28 protein-coding genes are annotated in these 26,236 nt (G+C 68.4%); 13 read left to right on the top strand and 15 right to left on the bottom strand.

The features are described from left to right. Position 1: 1 nt before the first annotated feature. The 3 genes from ACLJO0_RS32080 (at position 2) to ACLJO0_RS32070 (ending at position 3,225) form a co-directional block, all read left to right on the top strand. Entirely contained in the window at positions 2-715 is a 714-nt protein-coding gene (locus ACLJO0_RS32080) for a phosphatase PAP2 family protein (protein WP_410582618.1), read from the top strand. After that, on the top strand, positions 712-1,470 hold the full coding sequence (locus tag ACLJO0_RS32075; protein ID WP_410582617.1) for a hypothetical protein: 759 nt from the start codon (positions 712-714) through the stop codon (positions 1,468-1,470). Before ACLJO0_RS32080 ends, ACLJO0_RS32075 begins: the two co-directional genes overlap by 4 nt. Before the next feature lie 141 nt (positions 1,471-1,611). Beyond that, positions 1,612-3,225: a peptide chain release factor 3 gene (locus ACLJO0_RS32070; RefSeq protein WP_410582615.1), complete on the top strand. Its 1,614-nt coding sequence runs from the start codon at positions 1,612-1,614 to the stop codon at positions 3,223-3,225. A gap of 20 nt (positions 3,226-3,245) precedes the next feature. Here the strand turns inward: ACLJO0_RS32070 and ACLJO0_RS32065 are convergent, their stop codons facing one another. Further along, positions 3,246-3,671 carry a MerR family transcriptional regulator gene (locus ACLJO0_RS32065; protein WP_410582613.1) on the bottom strand — a complete coding sequence of 142 codons (426 nt, stop codon included), beginning with the start codon at positions 3,669-3,671 and terminating at the stop codon, positions 3,246-3,248. Positions 3,672-4,202: 531 nt separating this feature from the next. Here ACLJO0_RS32065 and ACLJO0_RS32060 point away from each other — a divergent pair. Then, positions 4,203-5,438 (top strand): MFS transporter, encoded by a 1,236-nt coding sequence (locus tag ACLJO0_RS32060; RefSeq protein ID WP_410582611.1) that lies wholly within the window; start codon positions 4,203-4,205, stop codon positions 5,436-5,438. Between the two features lie 85 nt (positions 5,439-5,523). Next, positions 5,524-5,934 (top strand): VOC family protein, encoded by a 411-nt coding sequence (locus ACLJO0_RS32055; protein ID WP_410582609.1) that lies wholly within the window; start codon positions 5,524-5,526, stop codon positions 5,932-5,934. 61 nt (positions 5,935-5,995) lie between these two features. Here ACLJO0_RS32055 and ACLJO0_RS32050 read toward each other — a convergent pair whose 3' ends face one another. Continuing rightward, on the bottom strand, positions 5,996-6,409 hold the full coding sequence (locus tag ACLJO0_RS32050; protein WP_410582607.1) for an SgcJ/EcaC family oxidoreductase: 414 nt from the start codon (positions 6,407-6,409) through the stop codon (positions 5,996-5,998). After that, on the bottom strand, positions 6,384-7,607 hold the full coding sequence (locus tag ACLJO0_RS32045; RefSeq protein ID WP_410582605.1) for an MFS transporter: 1,224 nt from the start codon (positions 7,605-7,607) through the stop codon (positions 6,384-6,386). Before ACLJO0_RS32045 ends, ACLJO0_RS32050 begins: the two co-directional genes overlap by 26 nt. 98 nt (positions 7,608-7,705) lie before the next feature. Here ACLJO0_RS32045 and ACLJO0_RS32040 point away from each other — a divergent pair, with 98 nt between their 5' ends. The 3 genes from ACLJO0_RS32040 (at position 7,706) to nhaA (ACLJO0_RS32030) (ending at position 9,876) form a co-directional block, all read left to right on the top strand. After that, the gene (locus tag ACLJO0_RS32040; protein ID WP_410582603.1) at positions 7,706-8,359 is read left to right on the top strand and encodes a TetR/AcrR family transcriptional regulator; all 654 of its coding nucleotides are present in this window, start codon (positions 7,706-7,708) and stop codon (positions 8,357-8,359) included. Positions 8,360-8,423: 64 nt separating this feature from the next. Next, complete coding sequence (locus ACLJO0_RS32035; protein WP_410582601.1) at positions 8,424-8,573, top strand: hypothetical protein; 150 nt, start codon at positions 8,424-8,426, stop codon at positions 8,571-8,573. Between the two features lie 88 nt (positions 8,574-8,661). After that, positions 8,662-9,876, top strand: a complete 1,215-nt coding sequence (nhaA, locus tag ACLJO0_RS32030) for a Na+/H+ antiporter NhaA (RefSeq protein WP_410582599.1) — start codon at positions 8,662-8,664, stop codon at positions 9,874-9,876. 87 nt (positions 9,877-9,963) lie between these two features. On the opposite strand, the gene ACLJO0_RS32025 is transcribed toward nhaA (ACLJO0_RS32030), so the two are convergent. The 3 genes from ACLJO0_RS32025 to ACLJO0_RS32015 form a co-directional block, all read right to left on the bottom strand. Then, positions 9,964-10,401: a hypothetical protein gene (locus ACLJO0_RS32025; protein WP_410582597.1), complete on the bottom strand. Its 438-nt coding sequence runs from the start codon at positions 10,399-10,401 to the stop codon at positions 9,964-9,966. 886 nt (positions 10,402-11,287) lie between these two features. Beyond that, positions 11,288-12,580 (bottom strand): Na+/H+ antiporter NhaA, encoded by a 1,293-nt coding sequence (gene nhaA, locus ACLJO0_RS32020; protein ID WP_410582595.1) that lies wholly within the window; start codon positions 12,578-12,580, stop codon positions 11,288-11,290. A gap of 176 nt (positions 12,581-12,756) precedes the next feature. After that, complete coding sequence (locus ACLJO0_RS32015) at positions 12,757-13,089, bottom strand: cupin domain-containing protein (RefSeq protein WP_410582594.1); 333 nt, start codon at positions 13,087-13,089, stop codon at positions 12,757-12,759. Between the two features lie 414 nt (positions 13,090-13,503). Here ACLJO0_RS32015 and ACLJO0_RS32010 point away from each other — a divergent pair, with 414 nt between their 5' ends. After that, on the top strand, positions 13,504-14,268 hold the full coding sequence (locus tag ACLJO0_RS32010; RefSeq protein ID WP_410582592.1) for a GAF and ANTAR domain-containing protein: 765 nt from the start codon (positions 13,504-13,506) through the stop codon (positions 14,266-14,268). Positions 14,269-14,331: 63 nt separating this feature from the next. Here the strand turns inward: ACLJO0_RS32010 and ACLJO0_RS32005 are convergent, their stop codons facing one another. The 7 genes from ACLJO0_RS32005 to ACLJO0_RS31975 form a co-directional block, all read right to left on the bottom strand. Beyond that, positions 14,332-14,904: an alkaline shock response membrane anchor protein AmaP gene (locus ACLJO0_RS32005; RefSeq protein WP_410582590.1), complete on the bottom strand. Its 573-nt coding sequence runs from the start codon at positions 14,902-14,904 to the stop codon at positions 14,332-14,334. After that, positions 14,901-15,422, bottom strand: coding sequence for a DUF6286 domain-containing protein (locus ACLJO0_RS32000; RefSeq protein ID WP_410582588.1), 522 nt, complete (start codon positions 15,420-15,422; stop codon positions 14,901-14,903). Before ACLJO0_RS32000 ends, ACLJO0_RS32005 begins: the two co-directional genes overlap by 4 nt. Beyond that, complete coding sequence (locus ACLJO0_RS31995; protein ID WP_410582586.1) at positions 15,419-15,826, bottom strand: Asp23/Gls24 family envelope stress response protein; 408 nt, start codon at positions 15,824-15,826, stop codon at positions 15,419-15,421. The genes ACLJO0_RS32000 and ACLJO0_RS31995 overlap by 4 nt, the downstream gene beginning before the upstream one ends. A 5-nt stretch (positions 15,827-15,831) precedes the next feature. Next, positions 15,832-16,008 carry a DUF2273 domain-containing protein gene (locus ACLJO0_RS31990; protein ID WP_410582584.1) on the bottom strand — a complete coding sequence of 59 codons (177 nt, stop codon included), beginning with the start codon at positions 16,006-16,008 and terminating at the stop codon, positions 15,832-15,834. A gap of 2 nt (positions 16,009-16,010) precedes the next feature. Further along, positions 16,011-16,274 (bottom strand): hypothetical protein, encoded by a 264-nt coding sequence (locus ACLJO0_RS31985; RefSeq protein ID WP_410582582.1) that lies wholly within the window; start codon positions 16,272-16,274, stop codon positions 16,011-16,013. 41 nt (positions 16,275-16,315) lie between these two features. Continuing rightward, positions 16,316-16,813, bottom strand: a complete 498-nt coding sequence (locus tag ACLJO0_RS31980; protein ID WP_410582580.1) for an Asp23/Gls24 family envelope stress response protein — start codon at positions 16,811-16,813, stop codon at positions 16,316-16,318. A gap of 159 nt (positions 16,814-16,972) precedes the next feature. Beyond that, positions 16,973-17,494, bottom strand: coding sequence for a flavodoxin family protein (locus ACLJO0_RS31975; RefSeq protein WP_410582579.1), 522 nt, complete (start codon positions 17,492-17,494; stop codon positions 16,973-16,975). A 347-nt stretch (positions 17,495-17,841) separates the two neighbouring features. On the opposite strand from ACLJO0_RS31975, the gene ACLJO0_RS31970 reads away from it, so the two are divergent. Then, positions 17,842-18,861 carry an Acg family FMN-binding oxidoreductase gene (locus tag ACLJO0_RS31970; protein WP_410582578.1) on the top strand — a complete coding sequence of 340 codons (1,020 nt, stop codon included), beginning with the start codon at positions 17,842-17,844 and terminating at the stop codon, positions 18,859-18,861. Between the two features lie 269 nt (positions 18,862-19,130). On the opposite strand, the gene ACLJO0_RS31965 is transcribed toward ACLJO0_RS31970, so the two are convergent. Next, positions 19,131-20,126 carry an Acg family FMN-binding oxidoreductase gene (locus ACLJO0_RS31965; protein ID WP_410582576.1) on the bottom strand — a complete coding sequence of 332 codons (996 nt, stop codon included), beginning with the start codon at positions 20,124-20,126 and terminating at the stop codon, positions 19,131-19,133. A 218-nt stretch (positions 20,127-20,344) separates the two neighbouring features. Between ACLJO0_RS31965 and ACLJO0_RS31960 the strand changes: the two genes are divergently transcribed. Continuing rightward, positions 20,345-21,007, top strand: coding sequence for a response regulator transcription factor (locus ACLJO0_RS31960; RefSeq protein ID WP_410582575.1), 663 nt, complete (start codon positions 20,345-20,347; stop codon positions 21,005-21,007). 5 nt (positions 21,008-21,012) lie between these two features. Here the strand turns inward: ACLJO0_RS31960 and ACLJO0_RS31955 are convergent, their stop codons facing one another. Beyond that, positions 21,013-22,740, bottom strand: coding sequence for a GAF domain-containing protein (locus ACLJO0_RS31955; RefSeq protein ID WP_410582573.1), 1,728 nt, complete (start codon positions 22,738-22,740; stop codon positions 21,013-21,015). A gap of 382 nt (positions 22,741-23,122) precedes the next feature. On the opposite strand from ACLJO0_RS31955, the gene ACLJO0_RS31950 reads away from it, so the two are divergent. Both ACLJO0_RS31950 and ACLJO0_RS31945 read left to right on the top strand, forming a co-directional pair. Then, the gene (locus ACLJO0_RS31950) at positions 23,123-23,245 is read left to right on the top strand and encodes a hypothetical protein (protein ID WP_410582572.1); all 123 of its coding nucleotides are present in this window, start codon (positions 23,123-23,125) and stop codon (positions 23,243-23,245) included. A 333-nt stretch (positions 23,246-23,578) separates the two neighbouring features. Next, entirely contained in the window at positions 23,579-26,218 is a 2,640-nt protein-coding gene (locus ACLJO0_RS31945; RefSeq protein ID WP_410582570.1) for a cation-translocating P-type ATPase, read from the top strand. The last annotated feature ends 18 nt before the right edge of the window (positions 26,219-26,236 follow it).

The following is a 26,236-nucleotide window of genomic DNA, read 5'->3' as shown; positions in this document are numbered from 1 at the left end:
GATGAGCGTCTGGTGGTACCGCGAGGTCACCGGGTTCGCCATGGCGATGCCCGCCTGGGCCCGGCTCTTCATCGCGATCGGAACCGACGTCGTGCTCATCGCGTTCGCCGCGAGAATGGTGTGGTCGTGGTGGCGCGCGCGGCAGGGTGACGCGAGAACGCTGTCCCTGATTCTGCTGGGCCCGGTCGCCACCGCCATGGCGTATGCGGTGAGCGAGGCCATCAAAGCCGCACTGCAGGAGGAACGCCCCTGCCGTTCCGTGTCACCGGCGACGATCGTCGCCTGTCCTGCGCAGGGTGATTGGTCGTTTCCCAGTAACCACTCGGTGATCGCGGGCGCCGCCGGTGCCGCGGTCGTGCTCGCGTGTCACTCGGCATCGTTCTGGGTCGTTCCGACGGCGTTGCTCGCGGCGGCATCGCGGGTGATCGTCGGCGTCCACTACCCACACGATGTGGTGGCAGGACTGGCACTCGGCGTGGGCGTGGCACTTCTGGTCATGCTGCCGATCCGGAGGCCGCTGACCCGGCTGGTCGTCCACCAGCGTTCGCTTCAACGCTGGCGATGGCTCGTGGCCGCACCCCGACCGGACGCGGATTCCCCAGCGGCCCGGTCTCCGCACGTCACCGACAGGAGACCCGTGAACACGAGAGAAACAGCGATGGCGAGTACACGAGCCGCTGAATCGTCCACGCGGAACGGAGAGGGTCCCCGATGACGATCCGGCTGCACGGCGCCTGGTCCGATGCCGGACGCAACCGCCACCTCCACCTTCAGGCCATCACGCGCGCCATATCGCTTCTCCTGAAGACCGATCCTGACCGTACGGCTTGGCCAGCCGGTATCGGTTCCGGACGTGTCGCTGTCGTCCGGGGTCCGGATCGTGAGAGCCGTCAGGTTCGCGACGCCGTGCGCGCGGCCGTGACCCAAACCCAAGGGGCACTGCTCGACCTGCCGTCAGTGCCGGACTTCGGCCGGATCCCCGTCGCCGGAGACATCCGTTTCGTGGTCGCCGGACATGCCTCCCTGTTCGCCGCCGCTCGGCGGTGCGCCGCCTTCTGGCGGTGCGGCGTGCTCACACCGGCCACAGCAGCGGCGATCGCCATCACGGAGACTTTCGCACTGCGATCAACCCCGGCCGCGGCCATCTCGACCTCCTATGACTGGTACGACCACTGCGCCCGAAACTGGACACTCAAGGGCGACCTCAGCCTCCGAACCACCACCGGCGAGTGGACTCGGGCCACAGACGTCGTTCTACGCCCGAGCCCTGCGGGATTGCTTGTCACGACACCGTACGGTGAAACCCTCCAGGAAGGGATCGAGCCACTGGCGATCCGCGCGGAGCAGGCGGTCAGCGGGACAATCGACGGCCACGAGCAAGTATTCCCTGGCGGCGAGTACACCTGCGTGTTCCAGGACGCTCGGGTCCACCAATTTCTCGGACCCGTGGAACAAGGTCCAGCCCTCTGACGGAACAAGCCGGCGGGGTGAGGTACCACCCCGCCGGCAGGTGCTCCCGTCATGAGCAGACTCAACCTACAATACTCTAACGTGAGGGTAGATTAAGGGGTGTCGGACGACGCTCACGATCGCGACCCGGAGGAGTCGAGTGTGACGGCAGGCAACGCAGTCCAGACCGAGCGGCGCGAGGTGATCGGCGAGGCGAGCCGTCGCCGGACGTTCGCCGTCATCAGCCACCCCGACGCCGGCAAGTCGACGCTGACCGAGGCGCTGGCACTGCACGCCCAGGTGATCTCGGAGGCAGGCGCGGTGCACGGCAAGGCCGGTCGGCGCGGGGTGACGTCGGACTGGATGGAGATGGAACGCGCGCGCGGGATTTCCATCACCTCCGCCGCGCTGCAGTTCGTCTACGGCGACACGGTGATCAACCTGCTGGACACCCCAGGGCACGCGGACTTCTCCGAAGACACCTACCGGGTCCTCTCGGCCGTCGACTCCGCCGTCATGCTGCTCGACGCCGCCAAGGGCCTGGAGCCGCAGACGCTGAAACTGTTCGACGTCTGCCGCTATCGCGGGATCCCGGTGATCACCTTCATCAACAAGTGGGACCGGCCCGGCCGCGAAGCCTTGCAGCTGTGTGACGAACTGACCGACCGGATCGGGCTGCAACCCATGCCGCTGACCTGGCCGGTGGGCGTCGCCGGGCACCTCCGTGGCGTCCTCGACATTCCGAGCGGGGAGTTCGTCCGCTACCAGCCCACCGCTGGCGGGACGACTCTCGCGCCAGAGGAGCGACTCAGCGCGCCGCAAGCGGCGACAGATCTCGAGACCGAGTGGACGCAGGCACAGGAGGAGGCGGAGCTGCTGCGCGCCGCCGGCGGCGAGTTCGACGTGGCGCGCTTCTTCGACGCCACCGCGACCCCGGTGCTGTTCGGTGCGGCCGTGCGCAACTTCGGCGTCCGCCACCTGCTGGACCTCCTGGTCGAACTCGCGCCCCGGCCCACCCCGCGCACGGACACCGCCAGCCGGACCCGCGCCCTGGACGCACCGTTCTCGGCGTTCGTGTTCAAGGTCCAGACCGGAATGGACCCCGCGCACCGCGACCAGGTGGCCTTCGCCCGCGTGTGCTCCGGGGTGTTCGACCGCGGAATGGTCGTCACCAACGCCACCACGGGCAAGCCCTTCGCCACCAAATACGTGCAGCAGGTGTTCGGCCAGCAACGCTCCACAGTGGACACCGCCTATCCCGGAGACGTCATCGGACTGGTCAACGCCACCGCGCTACGGGTCGGCGACACGCTGCACTCCGGCAAACCCGCCGTGCGGTTCCCCGGCCTGCCCAGCTTCGCCCCCGCCCACTTCGCCGTCGCCCGCCCCACCGATATCGGCCGCGCCAAACAGTTCCGCAAGGGTGTCGAGCAACTCGGCGCGGAAGGCGTGGTCCAGGTGCTGCGCTCAGACCTGCGCGGTGACGCGGCACCGGTGTTCGCCGCCGTCGGACCGATGCAGTTCGAGGTCGCCGCCCACCGCATGGACGCCGAATTCACCTCACCGATCCGGCTGGAACACCTGCCCTACCAGGTGGCCCGGCGCCTCGCCGACCCCAGCCAGCGTCTCGTCGTGGACAAGGGGCGCAACAGCGAGGTCCTCACCCGCCTCGACGGCACCGACCTGGCCCTGTTCGCCGACGAACTCGCCATGCGGGTCATGCTGCGAGGAAATCCCGAACTGGCACTGGAGTCCCTGGTGGCCGAAGGCGGTTGAGCAGCGAGGGCGGACCGCGCTCAGCGCTGGGGCTTTCCCGCAGCGGCGGCAGGGCGTTTGCGCTGGGGACGGCCAGCGGTGCTGTGGGACCGCAGCAGCGCGGCGAACTCCTCGGCGATGGCCAGTTTCGCCCGCAGGTCCTCGCACGCTTTCTCGGCAGTCTCGCTGAACTCCGCCAGCCGGGCCGCCGGGTCGTCGATGTCCGGGCTGTCCGGCGTGGGGTCGAGGATCGCGAGCAAATCGCGCATCTCCTCCAGCTGGAACCCCAGTGGCTTCATGCGCTTGATCAGCTGCAGCCGGTCGATGTCCGGCTCGGTGTAGAGCCGGAACCCGCCCTGGCTGCGCGCGCTGGGGACGACCAGCCCGACTTCCTCGTAGTACCGGATCGTGCGCAGCGACAGCCCGGTGCGCTCGGCCACCTCGCCGATCTGCATCTGCTCGCCCACACCGAATCCTTCCTTCGACCGAGTCATCCACGATAAGGCACGCGACAGCCCGGCAATGACGCCTCCGACAGTACCCTCACGTAACAGTATTGCGGCAGTGGACAGACACCGCTCCCGGCGAGCGGAACCTCACTCGAATCGTCGGCGAGACATCCATCACGGCGCCCGCACCAGTCGACCGCCCGCCGCGCTACCGTGATCATCGTGCTGGGCACGGTCATGCGCCCAGGGACCGCGGGCGACTGAAGGCCGCGCTGTACCCGGTGTCGTGGCGATCGACGCGCCGTGCCGGACGGCCTGGATGCGAACCAGGGCATCCCCCTACCGCACACGCCGATCAGCCGGCACAACCGACCGAGTAGCCACCGAACCCGGCCGGAGCACCCACCGCCACGGCGCGGTCAGTGCCCGGGCCCCGGGCTCGGGCGGCGCACCCTGCCCGCGCCCGGCCGCCACGACACCAGGAAAGGACCACTCGTGCCCACCGGCCCAGCTCCCGCCGTGACTTCCACCGTTCCGGGGCGAGCGCATGTGCCCCGGGTCATCGCCGCCGCCTCGGTCGCGCTCGCTCTGACCGCACCCGGGCAGACCGCGGCGGTGTCGGTGTTCGTCGACCCGATCATCACCGACCTCGGCGTGTCCCGATCCGCGGTCTCCACCGCCTACCTGATCGGGTCACTGTCCGGCGCGTTCGTCATGCCCTTCCTCGGACGCCTGATCGACCGATACGGGCCCCGCCGGATCATGGCCACGATCGCGGTCTGCTTCGGCGCGATTCTCATCGGCGCGGCAGCCGCCTCCGAGATCACCGGACTGACCGCCGCGTTCATCGGAATCCGGGTCGGCGGCCAAGGTGCGCTCAATCTGGTCGCCACCACCACCGTGGCCATCTACGTGCACCGCCGCCGAGGCTTCGCGATCGGTGTCGCCTCCGCGGTCGGCACCGCCGGGATCTCCCTGGCGCCGATGCTGCTCGAACGGCTGATCTCGGACTGGGGCTGGCGTTACGTCTGGGTCGCCGAGGGCCTGGCCGTGTGGATCCTGGTCATCCCCGCCGCCCTCTTCCTGCTGCCGCGCCGCCCTCCCACACCTCCGACCGGCGACGAGGCGATCGAGGCTTCTCCTGGGAGCGCGCTGCCGCCGGTGGACTGGACGCTGAGCCAGGCGATGCGGACCGGCCTGTTCTGGGTCGTCACCGCCGGAATCGGCGTCTGCGCGCTGGTCACCACCGGGCTGAACTTCCACCAGCAATCCCTGCTCGGTGAACGCGGCCTCACCGCCACCGAAGCCGCCGCGACCTTCCTGCCCCAGACCATCGCCGGCCTGATCGCCACCTTCGGCCTCGGCTGGCTCGCCGACCGATGCTCCGACCGCGTCCTGATCATCACCACCATGGGCACCCTCGCCGTCGCCACCGCCGGAGCCGGCTGGCTCAGTCCAGGCTTCACCGCCGTGCTCTACGGTCTCGCCCTCGGCGCCTGCGGCAACGGCATCCGGACCCTCGAAGCCGTCGCTTTCCCCCGCTGCTTCGGTTTACGACATCTCGGCGCCATCCGCGGCGTGGTGCACTCGGTCACCGTCGGCGCCTCCGCCTTCGGCCCCCTCCTGCTCGCCCTCGGCCGCGACCACGCCACCACCTATCGCCCCATCCTCTACGCCATGACCGCACTCCCCCTCGCGGTCACCGTCGCCGGAGCACTCGTGCGCACCCCGCCACCGATACCCCCAGACTCGACAAGCGTGACAGCAACAGAGAATCGCCTTTAAGATCGTCGGCACGGCATCGCACGTCGGTCACCGGCTGGGTGAGGCGCGGAGGTGCCGGTGACATGCCCGTTGGAGGCATCGCACTGTGTCAGCACAAGTCGAACTGAATCACACTATCGTTCCCGCACTGGATCGCCGGAAATCCGCCGAATTCCTGGCACATATCCTGGACTTGGAAATCGGGACGGCCTGGGGACCGTTCCTCCCCATCGAACTGAGCAACGGCGTCCGGCTGGACTTCGCGACCATCCCGCCCGAGGACGTCAAGCTGCAGCATTACGCGTTTCTGGTACCAGAAGAGGACTTCGACGGCATCCTGGAGCGGATCAAGCAAGCCGAGATCGGCTACTCGGCCGACCCCCAGGGCACGCAGCCCGGACAGATCAACCACAACCACGGCGGGCGTGGCGTGTACTTCCTGGATCCCGCCGGCCATGGCCTGGAAGTCATCACCCGCCCTTATGGCTGGGATCTGACCGAAGCCGCGGAACGATAAAGCAGATGCCGTGCCGGGACGTGACTGCACGTCCCGGCACGGCATCCGCCTTCCGAACTCGTTACGCGGCGACCGCGGTGTTCTGGATGGCCGCGACCCACCACTGTCCATCCTTTTTGGACAGTACCCAAGTGCCGATGTTGCTGCGCGTGCCGTGCTCGGTACGCACCGGTTGCCGGACGAAAACGAGGGCGGCGCCCGGCGCGGGGAAGGTGATGCGGTCGATCTCGTACCAGGTGCGGATGCCTTCGGCGTGGTGTTCCAGCCGCTCCTGGTGATAGGCGTGGATGTCGTCCCAGCCGGTGAACCGCACGCCGTTCACCGCGGTGAAGATGACGTCTTCGGCGAACCGGGCATCGAACTTCGCCGCGTCGTGTTCAGCGAACGCGGCCTCCAGCTCGGTGAAGACCGCGGTGATCGCGCGGATGTCCTCCTCATCACCGGGGATGTCATGGGCGAGCGGTCGAACCGTCATCAGCACTCCTTCGAATAGTCACGGATGCCGAAACCTTGGTGGCCAACAAGATGAGCAGCACGATGCCGGCGAGGCCTGCCGCGGCGAGAAACCCGGTGGTGATCGTGGTCGCCCCGATCAGCGGCCCCAGCAACAACGGGGAGAAGAACTGCCCGGCGAACGACCCAGTGGCCGACAACGCCACCGTCTGTCCCCGCAACTCCGGCGGCGCGGCCTCACCGACCAGCACGGTCAACGCGGGAAACGCCAGCCCGTTCCCCAGCCCGAACAACACCGGCGCCACCGCGATCACCGCGGGCACATCCGTTACGCCGAGTACGACGAACGTGCCTATCCACAACGCCGCCGACACCCGCAACAAGACGTCGTAACCCAGCCGCGCCCGTACCCGCGCATACAGCAACCCGACCACGCTCATCGCCACCGCCGAACCCACGGTGAACAACGAGACCAGGAACGGTTCGGTGACACCGACCTGGGCCAGCCGCTGCGGCAGGAACACCGCCAGCGCATACATCAACAACGCGGTCGTGATCATGAGTCCGTACAGCCCCAGCAATGCCGGGCGTGCGCGCAGCAGGGCGAGGACACCTCCGGTCGCCGTGCGCTCCGACGCCTGCGGGCGGGAGTTCGGCAACGCCAGCAGGGTCGCGACACCCAACGGGACACCGACCAGATAGACCGCGAACGCGGCGTGCCAGGAGACTCCGCCGACGGCGCCCGCCAGCAACGGCCAGACCAGCCCGCCCAGGCTCGTGGTGGTCGAGCGCCAGCCCATCACCCGATCCCGCAACGGCCCGCGATAGAGCGCCAGCAGCGCGACCGTCGTGCCGCTGAACACCGTCGCCGCCCCGACACCGAACACCAGACGGCTCGCGATCAGCACCGGATACGAGGTGATGAACAACCCCGCACCACCCGCGAGCCCGTAGAGAACCAGCCCGCCGGCCAGCACCGGACGGACACCGAGCCGGTCGATCAGCCAGCCCACCAGCGGGCTGGACACCGCGATCGCCAGCCCGTGCGCCGTGATGATCAACCCGGCGGCCGTGCCACTCACCCCGAGATCGCTGCGGATCACCTCCAGCACCGGCACCACCGTCGATCCGGCCATCACCCCCAACGTCGACCCGAACAGCAACACCACCAACGCCGGGCGGTTCCCCACCGCGTACTCGACCGGGGCCGAGGTCGTCATCCGCACACCTCCAGCTACTCAGCGCAAAAGTACACTCAGTTGCAATTGTTCTCCAGTGTTGTTTGATTCTGAGGTGCGTTCGGCTACGCTGACCAGCGATGACCACTCCGATCGACCCCACGCTCCCGCTGCGCGAACGCAAGAAGCTGCGCACACGCCGCGCGCTGGCTGACGCCGCCCTGCGGCTGTTCCTGGACAGGGGCTTCGAATCCGTCACCGTGGATGAACTGGCGGCCGAAGCGGAGGTGTCCAAGCGCACCTTCTACGCCAACTACACGTCCAAAGAAGACGCCGCCCTGTCCGCGGAACTCGAACTCTGGGACGCCTACGTCGCCGAGATCCGCGCTCGCGACCTCCAAGGCCCCGTTCTCACCGCACTGCGCGAGTCGTTGAGCTCCGCGCTGTCGGGCCTCGGTGAAGACTGGGCACGCCGCTTCCTGCCCACGCGCGGACTCGCCGCCCGCACCCCCGCGCTGCGGAACCACAGCGTGCTGCTGTCCATGCAGATCCAGGAAACCCTCGTCGAGATCCTCGAAGACAAACTCGGCATCGACAGCCGCGACGACGTCCGTCTCCGGCTCCTCGGCGAGTTCGCCCTCAGCGCCTGGCGCTGCGGAGCTAAAAACTGGATCCGCACCCTGCGCGGCCACCACGACTTCGCCAAAGCCGGCGGCATCGACACACTCGTCCAGCGCGTCGAGGAAGCCTTCGGCGCGATACCGGACAGCCTGGCGCTGACCGCCCAGGCCTGAACAGAACTGCGGCACGGTTGTTAGAGTTGCGTCAAGACAGGTAGGCGGAGGGAAGGAGACGGTGATGTCCAGCCGCTTCTCTCCGACGGTCTCGCGAGTTCTCGCCTCTGCCGCTGCACAGCTGGAGCAGCTGGAGTACCGGCCGATCGGCACGAACGGCTACGTCAGCACGTGGGGCGCGATCACCAGCGTCTGTCCACCGTACGAACGCTGAGCCGACCTCCACCGCGGCGGCCAGCCATCGGCGGAATAGCCGATGCACGCCACGCTCCCTTTCGCATCGTCACGGAGACGCTCTCGTCATGCTTTCCGCTTCCCGAATCACCCATGCCCTGCGTTCTGACGCGGTCAGCGGTTCCTTGCTCATCGGTGCCGCCGTACTCGCGCTGGTCTGGGCGAACTCGCCACTCGCGCCGGCCTACGAATCGTTGCGTTCCTTCACCCTCGGGCCGGATGCCCTCCACCTGAACCTGTCGGTCGAAACATGGGCCGCGGACGGACTGCTGGCCGTCTTTTTCTTCATCGTCGGCAACGAACTCAAACAGGAGCTCGTCCACGGCGAACTCCGTGATCCCCGCCGCGCCGCGCTACCGATCGCCGCCGCGCTCGGCGGAGTCGTCGTGCCCGCGTTGGTGTTCCTCGTCGTGAACGCGGCCACCACCGGCGAAGAGATCGGCGGATGGGGAATCCCGATGGCCACGGACATCGCCTTCGCCCTGGCCGTGCTCGCCGTGATCGGCAAGTACCTGCCCAGTCCATTGCGGACGTTCCTGCTCACCCTGGCCACCGTGGACGACATGTGCGCGGTCCTCGTCATCGCGATCGCCTACACCAGCGGCCTGAACCTCGTCGCCCTCGGCGCCGCCGTGGTAGGGCTCGTGGTCTTCGGCTACCTGCAGAACGGCACAGGTCGCGCCGTCACGTGGGCGCGGGCGCGCGTGCCAGGATGGCTGTTGTTCGGTCCGCTCGCGGTCGTGATCTGGGCCTTGATGCACACCTCAGGCGTGCACGCCACCATCGCCGGCGTCGCCATGGGACTGCTCATGCGCACCCGCCCCCACCTCGGCCAGACCATTTCTCCTTCCCACCGCACGGAAACAGCGCTCCGGCCGTTCTCCGCCGGCATCGCGCTACCCGTGTTCGCACTGATGTCGGCAGGCGTGTCCCTGACCGGCGCGGGCGGTTTCTGGACCTCCACCATCACCTGGGGAGTACTCGCCGGACTCCTGGCCGGGAAGTTCATCGGGATCTTCGGAGTCTCCTGGCTGACCGCCCGTTTCACCAACGTCCATCTCAACCCCCGGCTCGCCTGGACCGACATCGCCGGAATCGGGATCCTCGGCGGAATCGGCTTCACCGTCTCCTTGCTGATCGCCGAACTCTCCTACACCGACGACACTCACCTGACCGACGCCAAAGGCGCCATCCTGCTCGCCTCGGCCGCTTCCTCGGTGCTCGCCGCCGCCGTACTCGGACGCCGCAGCAGACACCACCGCAGGCTGACACACCCCGGGTAGTGACCGACAGGACCAGGCGACGCCGTCTCAGACATCGACCCCGGTGCACCACGGCGTTCAATGTGCCGAGCGGCGCTGGACTCAGCTTCAGGTCGTCAGGTCCCGGCGGCTGTAGCCGACCAGGCCCGCGAGCACGAGGAGTCCCGCTGTTACGAGGAGGATGGCGATGGCGCACCAGTTCGGTGGCTCGGCCGGGACCGAGGCCAGATGGCCGAACGGGGTCAAGTAGGTCAGCCACGACGGCGCCTCGACGCTCTGCAGGACGACGTTGAGAAGGAACCCACCGACGACGGGAAGCGCGCCGAACACGGCGACCGCACGCGGCACCCAGCCGAGGGCGGACCCCGCGGCGCCGAGCGAGAGCGACGCGACCGACGTCACGGTGATCTCCGCGAGGACGAATCTGTGCCGTGGAATGGGCAGAGCGAGCAACGGAATCCACCTGCGGTCGGCCTCGTCGGCGGCGAAAGCAGCGAACCGGGTGGCGACGTAGAGACCGATCGGGATGGCCAGGAGACCGAACATGGCCGCGGCGAACCTTCCGCGGTTCCGAGGCCGGCGAACCCGGCAGCGCCCGCGAGCTCCGCGAACCGCTGGCTTTCCTGTCAACCCGGCGGCATAGTCCGCGAGCCCCGTCGCCATGCCCTGCATCACCCGCCGGACTTGCCGTTCGAGAACCACCGTGTCAGCCCACGGGACGGATACCTCCCAGGCCAGCGAATCTGAGTTCCGCCATCGAAAACCCGAGGAGATCGACCGCAGCACCGTGGTCCGTCACCTGCGAGTTTCCACACTCTCGCAGGCGACCCGACGTGCAGTGATCCGTTCAGTGGTGACGATCCTCCCGACACGGCAGGCCCGAACGGCGCCGACCCCGTCCCGCCCCTCCACCGAGAGACCGCTCGAGCGGCCGGTTATCCAAGGAGTCGTGTGGGACCAAGCCGGCCAGCTCCTCGAGTCCAGCAATAACGTCCACACAACTGCGGTTGGCGCCGCCGACTGGGCCAGGACGTCTTACGACTGCACCGCAGAACTCCTCACGCCGTTCGACCGACCTCCTGCATCTCGCGGATCCACCAGCCGATACCGACTGGTCCGGCTATCTCGACCCGGGAAGGCATCTGTCTCAGGCCAGATTGTGCCCCATCGGGACATTCCGTTGGCCTCGCACTGAAAGCCCAATAATGTTCCGGACGATTTTGGGTCTATAGTCGATCCTTCAAATATATTTTAAGTCCACAGTAGACGCATCAGCCAACAGCGTGGCCGAGCACGCCTCTGACGATGCCGCCCGCGCTGCGGAAGCGGTCGCCGATGCCACCCACTCCCCGCCGCCGACGGCGACCACACCGGCGAGGCGCCCGTCGCCCGGTGACACGTCGGAGCACAGGAACTCCTTGCCCCGAGGTGATCAGCCCTCGCGCTGATGCACGTCTGGGACCCCGTCGTCGTCCGCGTCCAACGCCTCCTCGGCGCAGATCCTCCGGTGGACCTGATCCCGGACGCGCAGAATGATCGCCGCGGTCAAGCCGGCGAGAACGGAACCGGCCAGGATCGCGATCTTGGCGTGCTCATCGCTCTGGCTGCCCGCGCCGAACGCCAGATCGCCGATCAGCAGCGACACGGTGAACCCGATGCCCCCGAGTGCTGCCAACCCGATGACGTCGCTCCACGCGAGATCCGGGTGGAGACGAGCACGGGTGAACCGGGAAACGAGATAGGTGGCGCCAGTGATACCGATCGTCTTGCCCAGCACCAGCGCCAGGACGATACCGAGTGCGATCGGATCGACCAGCGCTGTGGCCAGTCCGCCGAACCCGCCGACGGCGACACCGGCGGCGAAGAACGCGAACACCGGGACCGCCACAGCCGCCGAGAGTGGCCGGAACCGGTGCTCGAAGTGCTCGGCGAGCCCCGGTCCCTCACCGTGTTTGCGGATCACCGGGACCGCGAATCCCAGCAGGACACCGGCGACGGTGGCATGGACTCCGGAGGCGTGCACCAGCGCCCAGGTCGCCGCCGCGAGGGGCAGCAACAGCCACCACGAGCGGATTCGGCGCTGCACCAGCACGGTGAACAAGGCCAACGGCAATAGCGACAGCAGCAGCGGGACGACGGACAGTTCATCGGTGTAGAACACGGCGATGATCACGATGGCGAGCAGGTCGTCCACGACGGCCAACGTGAGCAGGAACGTACGCAGCGCCGAGGGAAGGTGGTGTCCGATCACCGCCAGCACGGCCAACGCGAACGCGATGTCGGTCGCCGTCGGGATGGCCCAGCCACTCAGCGCGGCGGAGTCACCGAGGTTGACCGCCGCATAGACCAGCGCCGGTACGACGACCCCACCGACGGCGGCGGCCACCGGAACCGCCGCCCGCCGCGGATCACGCAGGTCACCCGCGACGAACTCCCGTTTGACCTCCAGCCCCGCGACGAAGAAGAAGATCGCGAGCAACCCGTCGGCCGCCCACGCCGACAAGGTGAGATCCAGGTGCAGCGACGCCGGACCGACCTGGACCTCGCGCAATGCCTCATAGCCCGCCGACCAGGGCGAGTTGGCCCACACCAGCGCCGCGACGGCACCTACCAGGAGAAGGACACCTCCAACGGTTTCCTTTCGCAAGATCTCCGTGACACGCTGGGCCTCCGGCCACGACGCGCGATCGAACAGCCTGAGGTGCTGCTCAGCCCCTTCAGACATGAAGAATCGAGTTGTACCGACCCGCCGAAAGGTCGACTCCGACCCAGGTGGTAGTCCGGCCGGGGTCGATGAAAGGGTCGCCGACCACGACGCCGTGATGTGGCGCAAGCAGGGAAATACCCGCGAGATCACTCACACCGGTTCACCACAGCGCACGTTGGCAGCATCTCGCAGCCTCATCGATGTGCCCCCACAGTGAGCAGGACTGCGGAGTCCTCGATGGCCTCGAGAGTGTGGCGCGCCGCCGGTACGATGAGCAGATCCCCGGGCGAGCCTTCCCATGCGGCGTCGGCGGTCGCGAGGCGCACCCGCCCGTGCAGGACGTGCACGGTGGCCTCACCGGGGTTGTTGTGCTCGTCCAGACCGTGGCCGGCGATGAGCGCGATCAGGGTCTGACGCAGGACATGCTCGTGGCCGCCGTACACGGTGCGGGCACTGCGCCCACTCGAGGCCTGTCCGGCGATTTTCAGCTGCTCGCGGGCCAGCGCGGTCAGCGACGACTTCTGCACAGGTGCACCTGTCTCCCAGGTTGAGGTTCGGACGCGGTGGATCCGATCATGTGGCGCTTCCGCGGGTATCGCGTTAAGTCCGCAGAGGGAACGCCGTAGCATCATCGCGGCGAATCGAGTCTCCGAAGGCGATCAGCATCAGTCAGGTGATCGACGCGAAGAGCGTGGTCTTGGCGCTTCCGGCGCGGTCATCTTGAGCGTACCTCGGTTCACGTGGCACAGCAGCCGACGCACTCGAACACGTTGGCGTCAGGAACTTATCGCAGTCTGCTCCGGCAAGAAGTTCGCTTGGCGGACCCGCTGGACTTCCCCACCGTTTGACGCCCACGAGTAACGTCATCCTCTTGGCCACCAACGTCTACCGGCCTCAGTACGCACCCGGGTCGTGATCTACGAAGGGCTAGAAGCACTCCTATGGCCGATACATCAGGCACTTTGGACACGACGACTCGCGATCGGGAGCGGAGGGTATCTCGCACGTTCGTCAAACTCGCCGACACCTTGGTCGCCGATTTCGACATCTCCGAGTTCCTCAACACCCTGGCCGAGGAGTGCGCGGATCTCCTTGGCGTGACGGCCGTCGGAGTGATCTTGTTGAATCCCCGAGGCGGCCTTGAGGTTGCGGCGACCTCCACCCACCAGGCGAGACTGCTGGAACTGTTCGCCGTCGAGACCGATGACGGCCCCTGTGTCGACTGCGTTCGCGGAGGAACGGCGGTCTTCTGCGAGGACCTTGGCGGCGAGGCGCACCGGTGGCCGAGGTTCCGTGCCGCCGCCCACGAGTGCGGATTCAAATCCGCACAGGCCTTACCGATGCGGCTACGCGACCAGATCGTCGGAGTTCTGACACTGCTCGGCAGCCAACCCGGCGGCGCGGACCCCGACGACGTCGAACTTGCCCAGGCCATGGCCGACGTCGCCACCATCGGGATCCTGCAGCAACGCTCGATCGAAACCGGTGACCGGCTCACCGGACAACTGCAAACCGCGCTGAACAGCCGTGTCGTGATCGAACAGGCCAAAGGCGTCCTCGCCGAACGCGGCTCCCTCACCATGAACGAAGCATTCACGCGTCTACGCGGCTACTCCCGCACCAACAACCTGCGCCTGACCGAACTCGCTCACTCCATCGCCGAAGGCACAACAGACCTGCGGTCGGTTCTCGCCCACCCCGGCTGACCGCGACACCAGAGTTCGCCCTGTGGGGAACCGAGGAATCGCTCCCCTGCTGCTCTTCGTTGGCTAGCTGGCGCGAGCACTCGATTTGGTGGTGAACCGGAATTCGATGGTCGCCGGGACGGTGTCGAGGTCGAGTGCTCGGCGCAGCCGTGGCAGACCGTCCGTTTCGAGCCGGTGGCGGATGACGGCGAGGTCCGTGTTCTGCTCGGCGCTCACCACGATGGCCAGAGCCGGCCGATCGTGCGTACCCGCGAGAGTCGCGTGTGCGGCGTGAACGCCCGGGTAAGTCTCGACCTCGTCGACGAAAGGCGCGACCGCCACACCGGGGGCCAGCTCGGTCCGCCCGCGGCCGGGATCGGTCTCCAGCCGCCAGGTGTGGGTCTTCGGTTTGCGGGCCAGCTGCGCGGCGAGCCAGCGCAGGAGCAGCAGACCGAGGACGACCGCTCCCGCGGCGACGGCGTACCAGATCCAGGGAGCCGGAAACGCGGTGCCGGGCGTCAAGCTCGCCTCGGGCGCGAGCAGGGAGAGCAACCCGTAGTGGGTGGCGACGGCGAAGCCGCCGGCGGCCACGAGCAGCAGCCCGATCAGGCCGAGCAGGGCGCGGTTGAGCCGTGCGGGGCGGACGAGGCTGCTCATGACCTGCTCCTGGTGACCTTGACCTTGATCGTCGGCACGGTGGCGGGCGTGATCTGCGCGAGCCGGTGTCCGATCGCCTCACCGACGGCCTCGGACAGACCGTCGGTGGTGGTCCGCTCGGTCCGGACCCGGGCGATGATCGTGCGGCGTTTGACCTTCACCGTCGCGCCGGCCACCCCGTCCACACCGGAAGCCGAGGCGCGGAGAGTCGAGTGATAGCTGTGCCGGGAAGCACCCGAGTCGATCCCGCCTGCCAGCGGCAATACCACGAGCCTGCCCGGCAGGATGGCCGCGAACAACAGTAACGTCCCGATCAACACCGTGACGCCTCCGGCGACGGCGACGATCGGGTCGTTCCACTGCGTGGCGTGCAGCTGTCCGGCGACGCTCTGATAGCTGATCCACGGCGTCTGACCGAGGATCAGCTGGATCGCGACAGCGGCGACCAGCACACACGCGGCCAGCATCACCAGGGCAGTGAGCACGGCGGGAATGCTGCGGCGGGGCAGGCGTTTCACAGCAGCCTCCTGGTCCCGGCGGTCTCGGCGTGCAGAGCGGTCACCGTGATGTCCACCCGCTCCACCATCAGGCCGGTGAGGTCTCCGACGCGGCGAACGAGGTGGTCGCGAACGACGCCGGTGGTTCCGCGAACGGACCGCGGATACCCGATCGACAGCCGCACCGCGAGCGCGGCGCTGCCACCGAAGACCGTCGCGGAGACCTTGGCGCCGCGGTCGAGGTTCTCACCACCGACAGCGACGCCCAGGACACGGGCGGACGAGCCGCCGACGCCGTCCACTTCGGTGACGGCGCGGGCGGCGATATGCTCGACGGCGCTGTCGGCGATGGTCAGCACGCCACGCTCACCGGGATCGGCTGAAGCCGTCCAGGGTGCGGTGCCGGATGAGGCCACGACGCTCATGTGGGTCAGCCTCGATCCCGGCCGGACAACGCGGAGATATCGAGCTTCCCGTCGAGGAAGCGGCCCACGAGCAGACCGGCCGCCCCGAGGACGAAAACGAGCAGGAAGGCCCAGAAACCGCCGAACGCGGCGGCCAGGCCGAGGACGAGGCCGGTCAGAAGGCCGAGATGGGTGTGGCTCATGGTCACTCCTCGATGCTGATGGCGACGGCCGACGCGGCCAAGGCGATGTCACCGATGCGGAGGTGCACCGGCCGGTCGCGCGGGCCGACGGCCGCGCGCACAGCCGCGTTGATCTCCGTGACAGTGGCCGGATAGCGACCGGTGACACCGATGGTGATCTCGTCGGGCCGGATCCGGACTCCCGGGATGCGGCGGCCGGGCAAAAGGGTGGCGATTTCGCCGAACCCGCCCTCGTGCAGACCCGCGACCTCGGGAAGTGCCGTCACCGCTGTAGCGAGGGCCGCGGCGTCGTCGTCGACGCCGGGAGTCACAGGACCCGGCCGGTGTCCACCGTGGTTTCGCCTTCGTCCTCACCGGGGATGTGGACGTCGGAGACGTTGATGTTCACCTCGACGACCTCGAGCCCGGTCATCTTCTCGACGGCGCCGATCACGTTGCGCCGCACCGAGCGGGCCAGGTCGGCGATGGACACGCCGTACTCGACGACGATCTGCAGGTCGATCGCGGCCTGGCGCTCACCGACCTCGACAGCCACACCCTGCCCCGCCGACGCGGTCGCACCCGGAATCCGCTCACGCAACGCGTTGAACGCCCGCGCGGCGCCACCGCCGAGGGCGTGGACGCCGGATACCTCGTGGGTGGCGAGACCCGCGATCTTCTGCACGACGACGTCGGTGATCGTGGTGCTGCCCTGCGGCGAGGTCAGCGCACTGACCTCGGTCACCGCGGCAGCAGGGTTCGAAGGTGCAACGGGATTGGAAGGGGCCTGTGACTTCGTGGTGGTGGTACTGACGGCATTCGTCATGGTGACTCCTTGGTAATTCAGGTGTTCGCGGGAAGTTCCCGCTGTCTGCTTTTCTGAGAGACGCTCTCACGATTTCGCTGGGCGTATTTCCACCCGTCAAGCTGCGGGGAGCGGCCCTGTCGTTTACGGCTTCCCTGCCGGAGCGGACGGCAAACTCGTTCAGACCTTGTTCAGCTGGGCGAATTCCTTACCGAGCGACGCACCCCAGTCCCGCGCCCGCTCCAGCTCGCCGTCGCGCAGCACCGGCTCCTGCTTGTCCGTTCTGACAAGGAAGCTCTCCGACGGCGCGAGCGGAACGAAACCGAGCCGCCTGAGTTTGCGTGCCACGCTCATCGCGGCCGACCCGGTCAGCCAGCGCGGTTTCCCGATCCGGGTGTCGAAGGTCGCCACCGGATTGCCGCCCGATACCCGGTCCAGGGTGGCGACCCAGTCCCGCAGGCACTTCGTGGACCGGACGTCATCCAGTGACTGCCGTCCGGCCTCGGTCCGGCTGGAGGGCCAGGACATCCCGTGCACGTGCGTCGGTCCACCGACCACGAGCAAGTCGGCTTCCGCCACGCTTCCGACGTCGTCGATGTTCACGATGTCTATCTCGGCGTAGGGCCTCAGTCCTTCCGCCACGGCTGTGGCCACTTGCTCGGTGTTCCCGAACATCGACTCGTACACCACCATCGCATGCATCACAGTTCTCCTTGTCCTGTTGGGGAAAGTTCACGAGAAACGCTGCCGATCGGGACCGCGACCAGTACCAGGAAAGCGATACCGATGATGTAATGCGGGATCGCCAGCAGTCACTTGACCAGCCACAGCCCGCGAGACAGACCGTGATCGAGAGTGGCTTCGACACGGGCTGTCTGGTTCACGACGCCTCCTCGATATGAAGTTGACATCTTGACGATCCAGCTTTTTCCGTCGCGGGGACAGAAACGAAGGGCCCTGTCAGGCGGGCCCTCCGACCCTCCTCGGTGATCCCGGAGCAGACAACGATGGGAAGCACTGATTTCCCACCGAAGAGGTAGGTATTCCCGATGGATCGTGGCCTTCCCGACGACTTCACCGTCGACAGCGCGGTGGCCCTCGCCGTCCGAGCGCCCTCGGTGCACAATTCCCAGCCCTGGCAGTGGCGCCGCGGCGACCGGACACTGCACCTCTACGCCGATCGCACGCGGAAGCTGGCGGGCACCGACCCCGACGGGCGGGACCTGATGCTCAGCTGCGGTGCGGCCCTGCACCACCTCCGGGCCGGTTTCGCCGCGCTCGGCTGGCGGACGGAAGTACACCGGCTGCCCGACCCCGCCGAGCCGGACCACCTCGCCGCCGTGGAACTGCACCGGCACGAACCGACACACGACGACATCGCACTCGCGGCGGCCATCCCGCGCCACCGCACCGACCGGTACCGCCACAGTTCCTGGGCGGTACCGCAGGGGCATCTGGAGCTGCTGGCGACACGCGCCGCCGACGAGGGCGCGATCCTGCTGCCCGCGGTGAACGCGGCCCGCCACCGGCTGGTCGTCGCGATCAAGGAGGCGGCCGCCACGCACGCCGCGGATCCGGCCTACCGCACCGAACTGGCCGCCTGGAGCGGACGGCGCTTCGCTCCCGACGGAGTCCCCGCGGCGAACGCGCCCGCACCGGACGACACCCCCGGCGCGGTGTCGCCGCGCGCGTTCGCCGATCCCGGCCTCGCGCAGGCCCCTGGAGTGTCGGCCGAGGACACGGAGACCGTCCTGCTCGTGCTGAGCGCGGCTTCGGACGACACGATGTCCAGGCTGCGCGCCGGGGAGGCGACCAGTGCCGTCCTGCTCACCGCGACGAGTCTCGGGCTCGCGACCTCGCCGCTCACAGAGCCACTGGAGCTCGCGGACACCCGGCGGCAGGTTCAGGAGCTGGTCACCGGCGGCACGTTCCCGCAGATGGTCCTGCGGACCATCTGGGCGCCGATCAACGCCGATCCCCTGCCCCCGACGCCTCGCCGGGACCTGGGCGAGGTGCTCCGGCCGCTGGGTGAGCCCGTGGCCGGCCCGCTGCGCTACCGAAGCCACTGACCCGGCCGCCCGCGACTGTGCTGCGGAACGCGCGCGGCGGCGGCGGTCACGGGCAGGATGTTCGGCCCGTCCCGACACAGCGCGGCCGCCGCCTCGTCATCGGTGAGACCAGCCTGATCCCGGACGAGCCGCGCACCGGTCACCGGTTCCCACCCTCCACCGGCGCCTCGTCGATCACGGCCCTGCCCAGGTGTTCCGGCATGGCGTCCCCGTTTCCGTATTCGATCTCAGTTTCGATCCGGACCTGGTTGTGTCGTTCTTTCACCGGCTCAGAAGCCACGTCCGAGCACTTCGTCGACGCCGCGGCGCGGACTGGCAGGCACCGCACCGGACGGATAGCCGAACCGCATGAGGGCCTGGGGGAAGCCGGCCAGTCCGAGGTCCTCGCAGAACGCCGAGCGCACCTCGGGCAGGTGCAGGGGCTGGGTCAGGATAGATCCGACAAGCCCCCCGTCGACCGCGTCGAGCCAGGTGCTCTGCAAGGCGTGACCGACCTTCAGGTGGTCGTGACGGGTGTCGTCGAGGGTCAGGAACACGAGCAGCGTCTCGTCGGCAAGCCGCCGCTTGAGCACCTCCCTGTCCGGCAGCGCGGTCCCGGCCTGGACCAGCCCCGCCCAGGGCAGGGAACCGGGCGGGAGCGCCGTCGCGGCGATACCAGCGCCGTGCCGATGGGGCATCTCGTCGTGGACCGTCCATATCGCGAGTTCGCGCTGATACCCGTGATCGTGTTGGAATGCCTCGGCCGCGAACTCGAGCAGGTCCGCGACCCGCGACAGTTCCAGTTCGTCGCGAATCGGCCTCGCCTGGACGCCGGCCGCGGCGGCGGTAGCAGTCAGGTCGCCGATCCGATGTGGTGAGACCGGGCGTCCGGAGAACCGCTTGCGGTAGCTGCGCCGACGCTCGATGGCGGCATACCGGTGCAGGTCTTCCGCCGACGGCTGTGATCGCTCCCCCGCTTCGACCGTGGCCACCAGTTCCGTTCGATCCGGATCGGGGAACGTCTCCGTGCGGGCCTCATAGCCGAGCACGCGGATCGCGAGTTCCAGGTTCGCCAGCGCGGCACCACAGGACATCACGCGGTCCCGCCCCAGCGGATCGTGTTCGGGCAACGGCAGGTCCCGGCGTTCGGTGAGCAGGAGCCGGTCGTGCTCGAAGTCCAGGCGCCATGGCTGGATGTTGTGCACCGACGGCGCCCTCAGCAGGGTTCGCGCCAGCACCTCGGTCTCCGCGGCCGACCAAAGCCCGTGGTGCCTTCGCTCAACCATGTTTCGTCCTCCGCACTGCTCCGTGTTGGTTCAACCGTGCTCTCCGGCGGGATTCGCGAGCAGGTACGGAGGGCTCCGATATCCGGGACCTAAGCCCCGGCGGTCACCGACGAAGGCCTAAAGTCCCTGACGGCCGGGACGTCCAGCGGGCCGCTTCCCCGATCATCCGGGTACGGTCGGCATTATGGCCAAGACCCCGCGGTGAGGGAGACGTTCCGATGACGATCAAGGTGTTCCTGGTCGACGACCACGAAATCGTCCGGCGAGGACTCTCCGACCTGCTCGGCAACGAACCGGACATCGAGATCTCGGGCGAAGCGGCCTCGGTGTCGGAAGCGCTCACCCGGATCCCCGCGAGCGACACCGACATCGCCGTGCTGGACGTCCGGCTCCCCGACGGCACCGGCATCGAACTGTGCCGGGAACTGCTCTCCACCCGAACAGATCTGCGCTGTCTGATGCTCACGTCCTACGCCGACGACGAGGCCCTGTTCACCGCGATCATGGCCGGCGCGTCCGGGTTCGTCCTGAAACAGGTGCTGGGCAACGATCTCGTGTCGGCGATCAGGACGATCGCCGGCGGCGGTTCGCTGTTGGACAGCCGTACCACCGCCGCGCTGATGAAGCGCATTCGCCGGGAAAGCGACCGCAACGACCCGACCGCGTCGCTGTCAGAACAGGAGCACGCGGTCTTCGACCTGATCGGGGAAGGGCTCAGTAACCGGGAGATCGGGGAGCGCCTTTTCCTCGCGGAGAAGACCATCAAGAACTATGTCTCCCGGATCCTCGGCAAACTCGGGATCCAGCGCCGAACGCAGGCGGCAGTGCTGGCCACCGAGCTGAAGAAGGAAGACCGGACACCACTGTTCGGCGAACAGTAAGCCTTTCAGGGCAACGGAACCTGCCAGACGATGCGTGTCCCGCCGCCCTCGCGCCCGGTGAACTCGGCAAGGCCCCCGCAGCGTTCCGCGCGTTGCGCGAGATTCTCCAGGCCGCTGCGTCTGCCGTTCTCCGGAATTCCGATCCCGTTGTCGGTCACTTCGATGATCAGATCGCGATCGGCCTCGACGGTCACGGCGATCTCGTCCGCGCCGGAATGGCGGATCGCGTTGCTCAATGCCTCGCGCACGGCCGCTTCGGCGTGCTCGTGCAGTTCCGCCGGGACGGTGGTGTCCACGGTACCGGCGATCCGCACCGACGGCGCCGCCGTCGAATCGTTGGCCAGCTCCGTGACCGCGTCGAGAAGCCGACGGCGCAAGCTGACGGTCCTGTCGGATCCCGAGCTGTGCAGGTCGAAGATCGAGGTCCTGATCTCGCGCACGGTCCGGTCGAGCTGCTCGACGGCCTGACCGACCCTGTTCCGGGCGGGGCCGTCCGGAACCTGCGGCACGATGCTCTGCAGGCTCATCCCGGTGGCGAAGAGCCGCTGGATGACATGGTCGTGCAGGTCCTGCGCGATCCGATCACGGTCGGCGAGCACATCCAGCAGCCGCTGGTTACGTAGCTTCTCGGCGAATTCGAAGGCGACGGCGGCCTGATCGGCGAACGAGGCCAGCATCGGCAGCTGATCGGCCTTGAACTGCTGAGCGCCCTTCTCCCGGCCGACGACCAAGACCCCGCCGACCCCGACCGCGCTGGTCAAGGGCACCATCACCCCCGGTCCGGCGAGTATGGTCTCCTGCGCCGCGGGGAAAACACTGTCAAGATCGGCGACCAGGCTCGCCTGCCCACTCGCGAAGACCTCCTGGAACACCTGGTGCTCGCCTGGAATCGACGTCCCCAGCAACGAACCGACCCGTTCACTCGACGTCGCGGTCACGGTCAGGGAGCGCCCTTTCTCTCCCGCCGACTCGGCAAGCAAGATCATCACCCCGCCCGCCCCGGCCAGTTCCCGGACACTGGTGACGATCAAGTTCAGGGTGTCGGACACCGAGGCCCCGGCGAGGAGTTCGCCGTTGACCTTGGCCACCGCTCCCAACCACCGTTCCCGGGTGCGGGACTGCTCGAACAGCCGGGCGTTGTCGATGGCCACCCCCGCCGCCGCGGCAAGAGCGCGCAGCACCACCTCGTCGTCCGCGGTGAACTCGGCGGCCCCCTTTTTCTCCGTCAGGTACAGGTTGCCGAACACCACGTCCCGCACCCGGACCGGGACACCGACGAAGCTGTGCATGGGCGGGTGATTGGCGGGGAATCCCACCGACGCCGGATGCCGGGAAAGATCCGGGACCCGCACCGGATGCGGCTCGCGGATGAGCAGGCCCAGCAGGCCTCTGCCCTCGGGAAGATGCCCCATGGTCACCCGGGTTTCCGGATCGATCCCCGCGTAGACGAACTGCGAGAGCCCGTCCTCGTCACCGAGCACACCCAGTGCGCCGTACTGGGCGTCGACCAACTCGACGGCGGCCTGAACGATGCGCTGAAGGGTCGAATCCAGTTCGATGCCGGTGGCCACAGCCAGCACGGCGTCGAGCAGCCCCTGCAACCGATCCCGCGTCTTGCCGATCTCCGACAGCCGGTCCTGGACCTCGTGCAGAAGCTCGTCCAGCCGCAGCTCGGTCAGCACCGCCGCGCTGGGCGGCGGCTCGTTTCCGGCCGCTTGCGGCTCGGCCGACATCGCGGCTCCTCTCGGAAGGCGGTGGCAGCTGATCCATCATCGCGGCCACTTTCAGCGGCTACCCTGCGGACCTGGTGCCAAAACATGGGCGGATCCACGCGGCCGGGTAGCCCAGAAGCATGATCACACCCGGAAAGCCAGCTCCGCGACGTGCCGCTCCCGCACCGACGCTACGCGAAGCGGTCGTGTCAGCACAGAGACGGCGATCCCGCTTTCAATCGCGGCGGGCCAAGCGAACTCCATCGCACGCCCGATAAAACCTGCTCAGCCCTTCGATCGGTGCCGACGCAGATCATCAGGAGGGTCGCCGCTCCATCTGAGTAGCCAAGGCGAGACTGTCCGGGATCAGGCTCGCGGTCCCGGCGACGGTCGACCACGCCCGGTGCCACCACCCAGCAGCACGTCGCCGGGGACCCTGCAGACGATCCGCGACGGCAGTGCCGGAGCCACCGGAGTCCTGGAGAACGCGGCGCTGTGGCTTCGCCATCGCGAAATCGCCGAGTGACTGTGGAGGTCCTCGTCGGTTGTCGCATCCGTCGCCTCCCCTGTTCCCCGGACGCGACGGCCTGAACAGTCCGGGAGGCCCGACCCGCTTCGGCCATCGGCGGGCAGCTTTACGCCCGCGATGAGGATCGTCATCGTCTGAGTCCACTTCTTGCCCGTGTCCTGGCGATAGTGGCGATCGGACCGCCGAGGTCCCGCTCATCCGGGACCAATGGCACCGGCCGGCACCCGCTCCACACGCCTAGTTTCGGGGTGAAGACGAGCGAAAGGATGGCGGATCGATGCGCCCCAGATTCCGGATGGTCGCCTGCCCGCCGCGCGCCGCGGAAACGCGATGACCGCCGCTCACGTCCTGGCCGTGGAGGAGAATCTCGCCGCCACCGGGACCGATCCCGACCGCGGACTGTCCCTGTCCGACGCGCGGGCCCGGCTGGCCGATGACGGTCCCAACGAACTGCCGTCTCCCGAGGGACGCGGGGTGCTCGCCAGGATCGCCAGCCAGTTCAACCATCCCCTGATCTACATCCTGCTCGCCTCCGCCGCCGCGACCGGCCTGCTCGGCGCGGTCGTCGACGCGAGCGTGATCCTCGGCGTCGTCGTGGTGAACGCCGTGATCGGGTTCCTCCAGGAAGGCCGCGCCGAACGCGCCCTGGACGCGCTGGCCGCGGCGGGACGGACCGAGGCCACCGCGGTCCGCGACGGAGTCGCCACCAGGATCGCCTCAGCCGACCTCGTGCGCGGCGATCTCGTGCTACTCGACGAGGGCGACCAGGTTCCCGCCGACCTGCGGCTGCTGTCCACCCGCGAGTTGAGGGTCGACGAGTCCGCCCTCACCGGCGAATCGCAACCCGCCGCGAAGGACACACGAGACCTGCCGGTGGACACCGAACCGGCCGACCGGACCAACATGGCCCACGCGGGCACACTCGTGTCCTCCGGGGGCGGGCGTGGTCTGGTCGTCGCCACCGCCTCGGCGACCGAGATCGGCCGCGTGCACCATCTGGTCTCGACCACCCGCCCGGTCGACACTCCGCTGACCCGCAAGCTCGCCAGGTTCAGCGGCATCCTCACCGTGGTGATCCTCGCCCTCGCCGCGGTCGGTGCGGTGGTCGGGACCTTGCGCGGGCAGCCGTTCACCGACGTGGTGACCGCCGCCGTCGCGCTCGCCGTCGGCGCGATCCCCGAGGGACTGCCCGCCGCGGTGACGGTGACCCTCGCGATCGGCGTCGCCCGGATGGCCCGCCGCCAGGCGGTCATCCGTCACCTGCCCGCTGTGGAGACCCTGGGCAGCACCACGGTGATCTGCACCGACAAAACCGGCACCCTCACCGCGAACGCCATGACCGTGACCACGGTCGTCGCGGGCGGGCGGCGATTCGCCGTCACCGGCGCCGGGTACGGCCCCGACAGTGACCCGTTACCGGACGACACCGCGCTGCGCGCGTGCCTGCTCGCGGGCCTGGCCTGCAACGACGCACGCGTCGAACTCAGTGACGGCCGATGGTCACCGGTCGGCGACCCCACCGAGGCCGCCCTTGCCGTCAGCGCGGGCAAAACCGGCCTGACAGCCCGCGATGTCCCACCGCGCGAAGACACCCTCCCGTTCAGTTCAGACCGCCGGTACATGGCCACCCTGCACAAGCACGCCGACGGCACCCACACGGTCTATCTGAAGGGCTCCGTCGAACGGCTGGCCGGTTTCGCCGCCGACCCGCACGCGGCGCAGGAGCTGCTCGACGCCGCGGACCGGCTGGCCAGGGAGGGCCTGCGGGTGCTCGCCACCGGCTCGGTCGATCTCCCCGCCGGCGACTGCGAGCTGACCGAGGCCCTGTTCGCGGGCCGGGTCACGCTTCTCGGTGTGCAGGGCATGCACGACCCCCCACGCCCGGCGGCGATCGCGGCGGTCGCCGACTGCCGGGCCGCGGGCGTGCGGGTCAAGATGATCACCGGCGACCACCCCGCCACCGCGAGCGCCGTCGCGACCTCGTTCGGCCTGGACCCGGCCGCCGTCACCGGCCGTGACCTGCGCGACCTCACCCCGGAGCGGCTGCGGGAGGTCGCCGAGCGGACCTCGGTGTTCGCCCGGGTCTCCCCAGAGCAGAAACTCGCCCTCGTCGGCGCGCTACAAGAACAAGGGCATGTCGTGGCCATGACCGGGGACGGCGTCAACGACGCCCCCGCGCTGCGCCGCGCCGACATCGGTGTCGCGATGGGCCGGGGCGGTACCGAGGTCGCCCGGCAGGCCGCCGACATGGTGCTGGCCGACGACGATTTCGCCTCCATCGCCGCGGCGGTCGAGGAAGGCCGATCGGTCTTCGACAACCTGCGCAAGTTCATCGCCTGGACACTTCCTACCAACCTGGCCGAAGGCCTGGTCATCCTCGCCGCGACGCTGGTGGGCACGACGCTGCCGATCCTGCCGGTGCAGATCCTGTGGATCAACATGACCACCGCCGTCGCGCTGGGCCTCACCTTGGCCTTCGAGCCACGTGAGCCCAAGATCATGACGCGGCCACCGCTGCCGCCCGCCCTGCCGCTGCTCACCAAGGCGCTGGTGAGCCGGATCCTGCTCGTGTCCGCCCTGCTGCTGGGTGGGACGTTCGCCGTCTTCAGCTGGCGTCTCGCCGCCGGAGTCCCGGTGGAGCAGGCCCGCACGGTCGCGGTGAACCTCTTCGTGGCCGCGCAGATCGCCTACCTGTTCAACTGCCGCTCTCCCGATCGTCCCCGGGTCTTCGCGGGGATGCGCCAGAACCTGTGGCTGCCTCTCGGTATCGCCGTCACCATCGCGCTGCAGATGGCCTTCACTTACGCCCCCTGGATGAATTCCTTGTTCAAGACCGCGCCGATCGGCTGGTCCGAGTGGGCGGCCATCGCCGGTATCGCCGGCGTCTGCTGGGTCCTGATCGAACTGGACAAACGGTGGCGCGCACACCGGCGGTCCCTTTCGACCCCAGAGCGCGAATCCACGCCGTAACAGGCGCGCACAGCCGAC

The sequence above is a fragment of the Amycolatopsis sp. lyj-108 genome (assembly GCF_046549005.1).
Taxonomy (GTDB): Bacteria; Actinomycetota; Actinomycetes; order Mycobacteriales; family Pseudonocardiaceae; genus Amycolatopsis.
Note: the sequence above shows the minus strand (reverse complement) of the source record. Positions and strands in the feature narration are given on the sequence as shown.

Bases quoted from the DNA above. Each gene is read 5' to 3' on its own strand.
- ACLJO0_RS32010 (WP_410582592.1), top strand. From the start codon at position 13,504: ATGGCCGATACATCAGGCACTTTGGACACGACGACTCGCGATCGGGAG.
- ACLJO0_RS32080 (WP_410582618.1), top strand. From the start codon at position 2: ATGAGCGTCTGGTGGTACCGCGAGGTCACCGGGTTCGCCATGGCGATG.
- ACLJO0_RS31995 (WP_410582586.1), bottom strand. From the start codon at position 15,826: ATGAGCGTCGTGGCCTCATCCGGCACCGCACCCTGGACGGCTTCAGCC.
- nhaA (WP_410582599.1), top strand. From the start codon at position 8,662: ATGCTTTCCGCTTCCCGAATCACCCATGCCCTGCGTTCTGACGCGGTC.
- ACLJO0_RS32040 (WP_410582603.1), top strand. From the start codon at position 7,706: ATGACCACTCCGATCGACCCCACGCTCCCGCTGCGCGAACGCAAGAAG.
- ACLJO0_RS31990 (WP_410582584.1), bottom strand. From the start codon at position 16,008: ATGAGCCACACCCATCTCGGCCTTCTGACCGGCCTCGTCCTCGGCCTG.
- ACLJO0_RS32075 (WP_410582617.1), top strand. From the start codon at position 712: ATGACGATCCGGCTGCACGGCGCCTGGTCCGATGCCGGACGCAACCGC.
- ACLJO0_RS32050 (WP_410582607.1), bottom strand. From the start codon at position 6,409: ATGACGGTTCGACCGCTCGCCCATGACATCCCCGGTGATGAGGAGGAC.
- ACLJO0_RS32025 (WP_410582597.1), bottom strand. From the start codon at position 10,401: ATGTTCGGTCTCCTGGCCATCCCGATCGGTCTCTACGTCGCCACCCGG.
- ACLJO0_RS31965 (WP_410582576.1), bottom strand. From the start codon at position 20,126: ATGGTTGAGCGAAGGCACCACGGGCTTTGGTCGGCCGCGGAGACCGAG.
- ACLJO0_RS32005 (WP_410582590.1), bottom strand. From the start codon at position 14,904: ATGAGCAGCCTCGTCCGCCCCGCACGGCTCAACCGCGCCCTGCTCGGC.
- nhaA (WP_410582595.1), bottom strand. From the start codon at position 12,580: ATGTCTGAAGGGGCTGAGCAGCACCTCAGGCTGTTCGATCGCGCGTCG.
- ACLJO0_RS31960 (WP_410582575.1), top strand. From the start codon at position 20,345: ATGACGATCAAGGTGTTCCTGGTCGACGACCACGAAATCGTCCGGCGA.
- ACLJO0_RS31975 (WP_410582579.1), bottom strand. From the start codon at position 17,494: ATGCATGCGATGGTGGTGTACGAGTCGATGTTCGGGAACACCGAGCAA.
- ACLJO0_RS32045 (WP_410582605.1), bottom strand. From the start codon at position 7,607: ATGACGACCTCGGCCCCGGTCGAGTACGCGGTGGGGAACCGCCCGGCG.
- ACLJO0_RS31970 (WP_410582578.1), top strand. From the start codon at position 17,842: ATGGATCGTGGCCTTCCCGACGACTTCACCGTCGACAGCGCGGTGGCC.
- ACLJO0_RS31945 (WP_410582570.1), top strand. From the start codon at position 23,579: ATGACCGCCGCTCACGTCCTGGCCGTGGAGGAGAATCTCGCCGCCACC.
- ACLJO0_RS31955 (WP_410582573.1), bottom strand. From the start codon at position 22,740: ATGTCGGCCGAGCCGCAAGCGGCCGGAAACGAGCCGCCGCCCAGCGCG.
- ACLJO0_RS31980 (WP_410582580.1), bottom strand. From the start codon at position 16,813: ATGACGAATGCCGTCAGTACCACCACCACGAAGTCACAGGCCCCTTCC.
- ACLJO0_RS32035 (WP_410582601.1), top strand. From the start codon at position 8,424: ATGTCCAGCCGCTTCTCTCCGACGGTCTCGCGAGTTCTCGCCTCTGCC.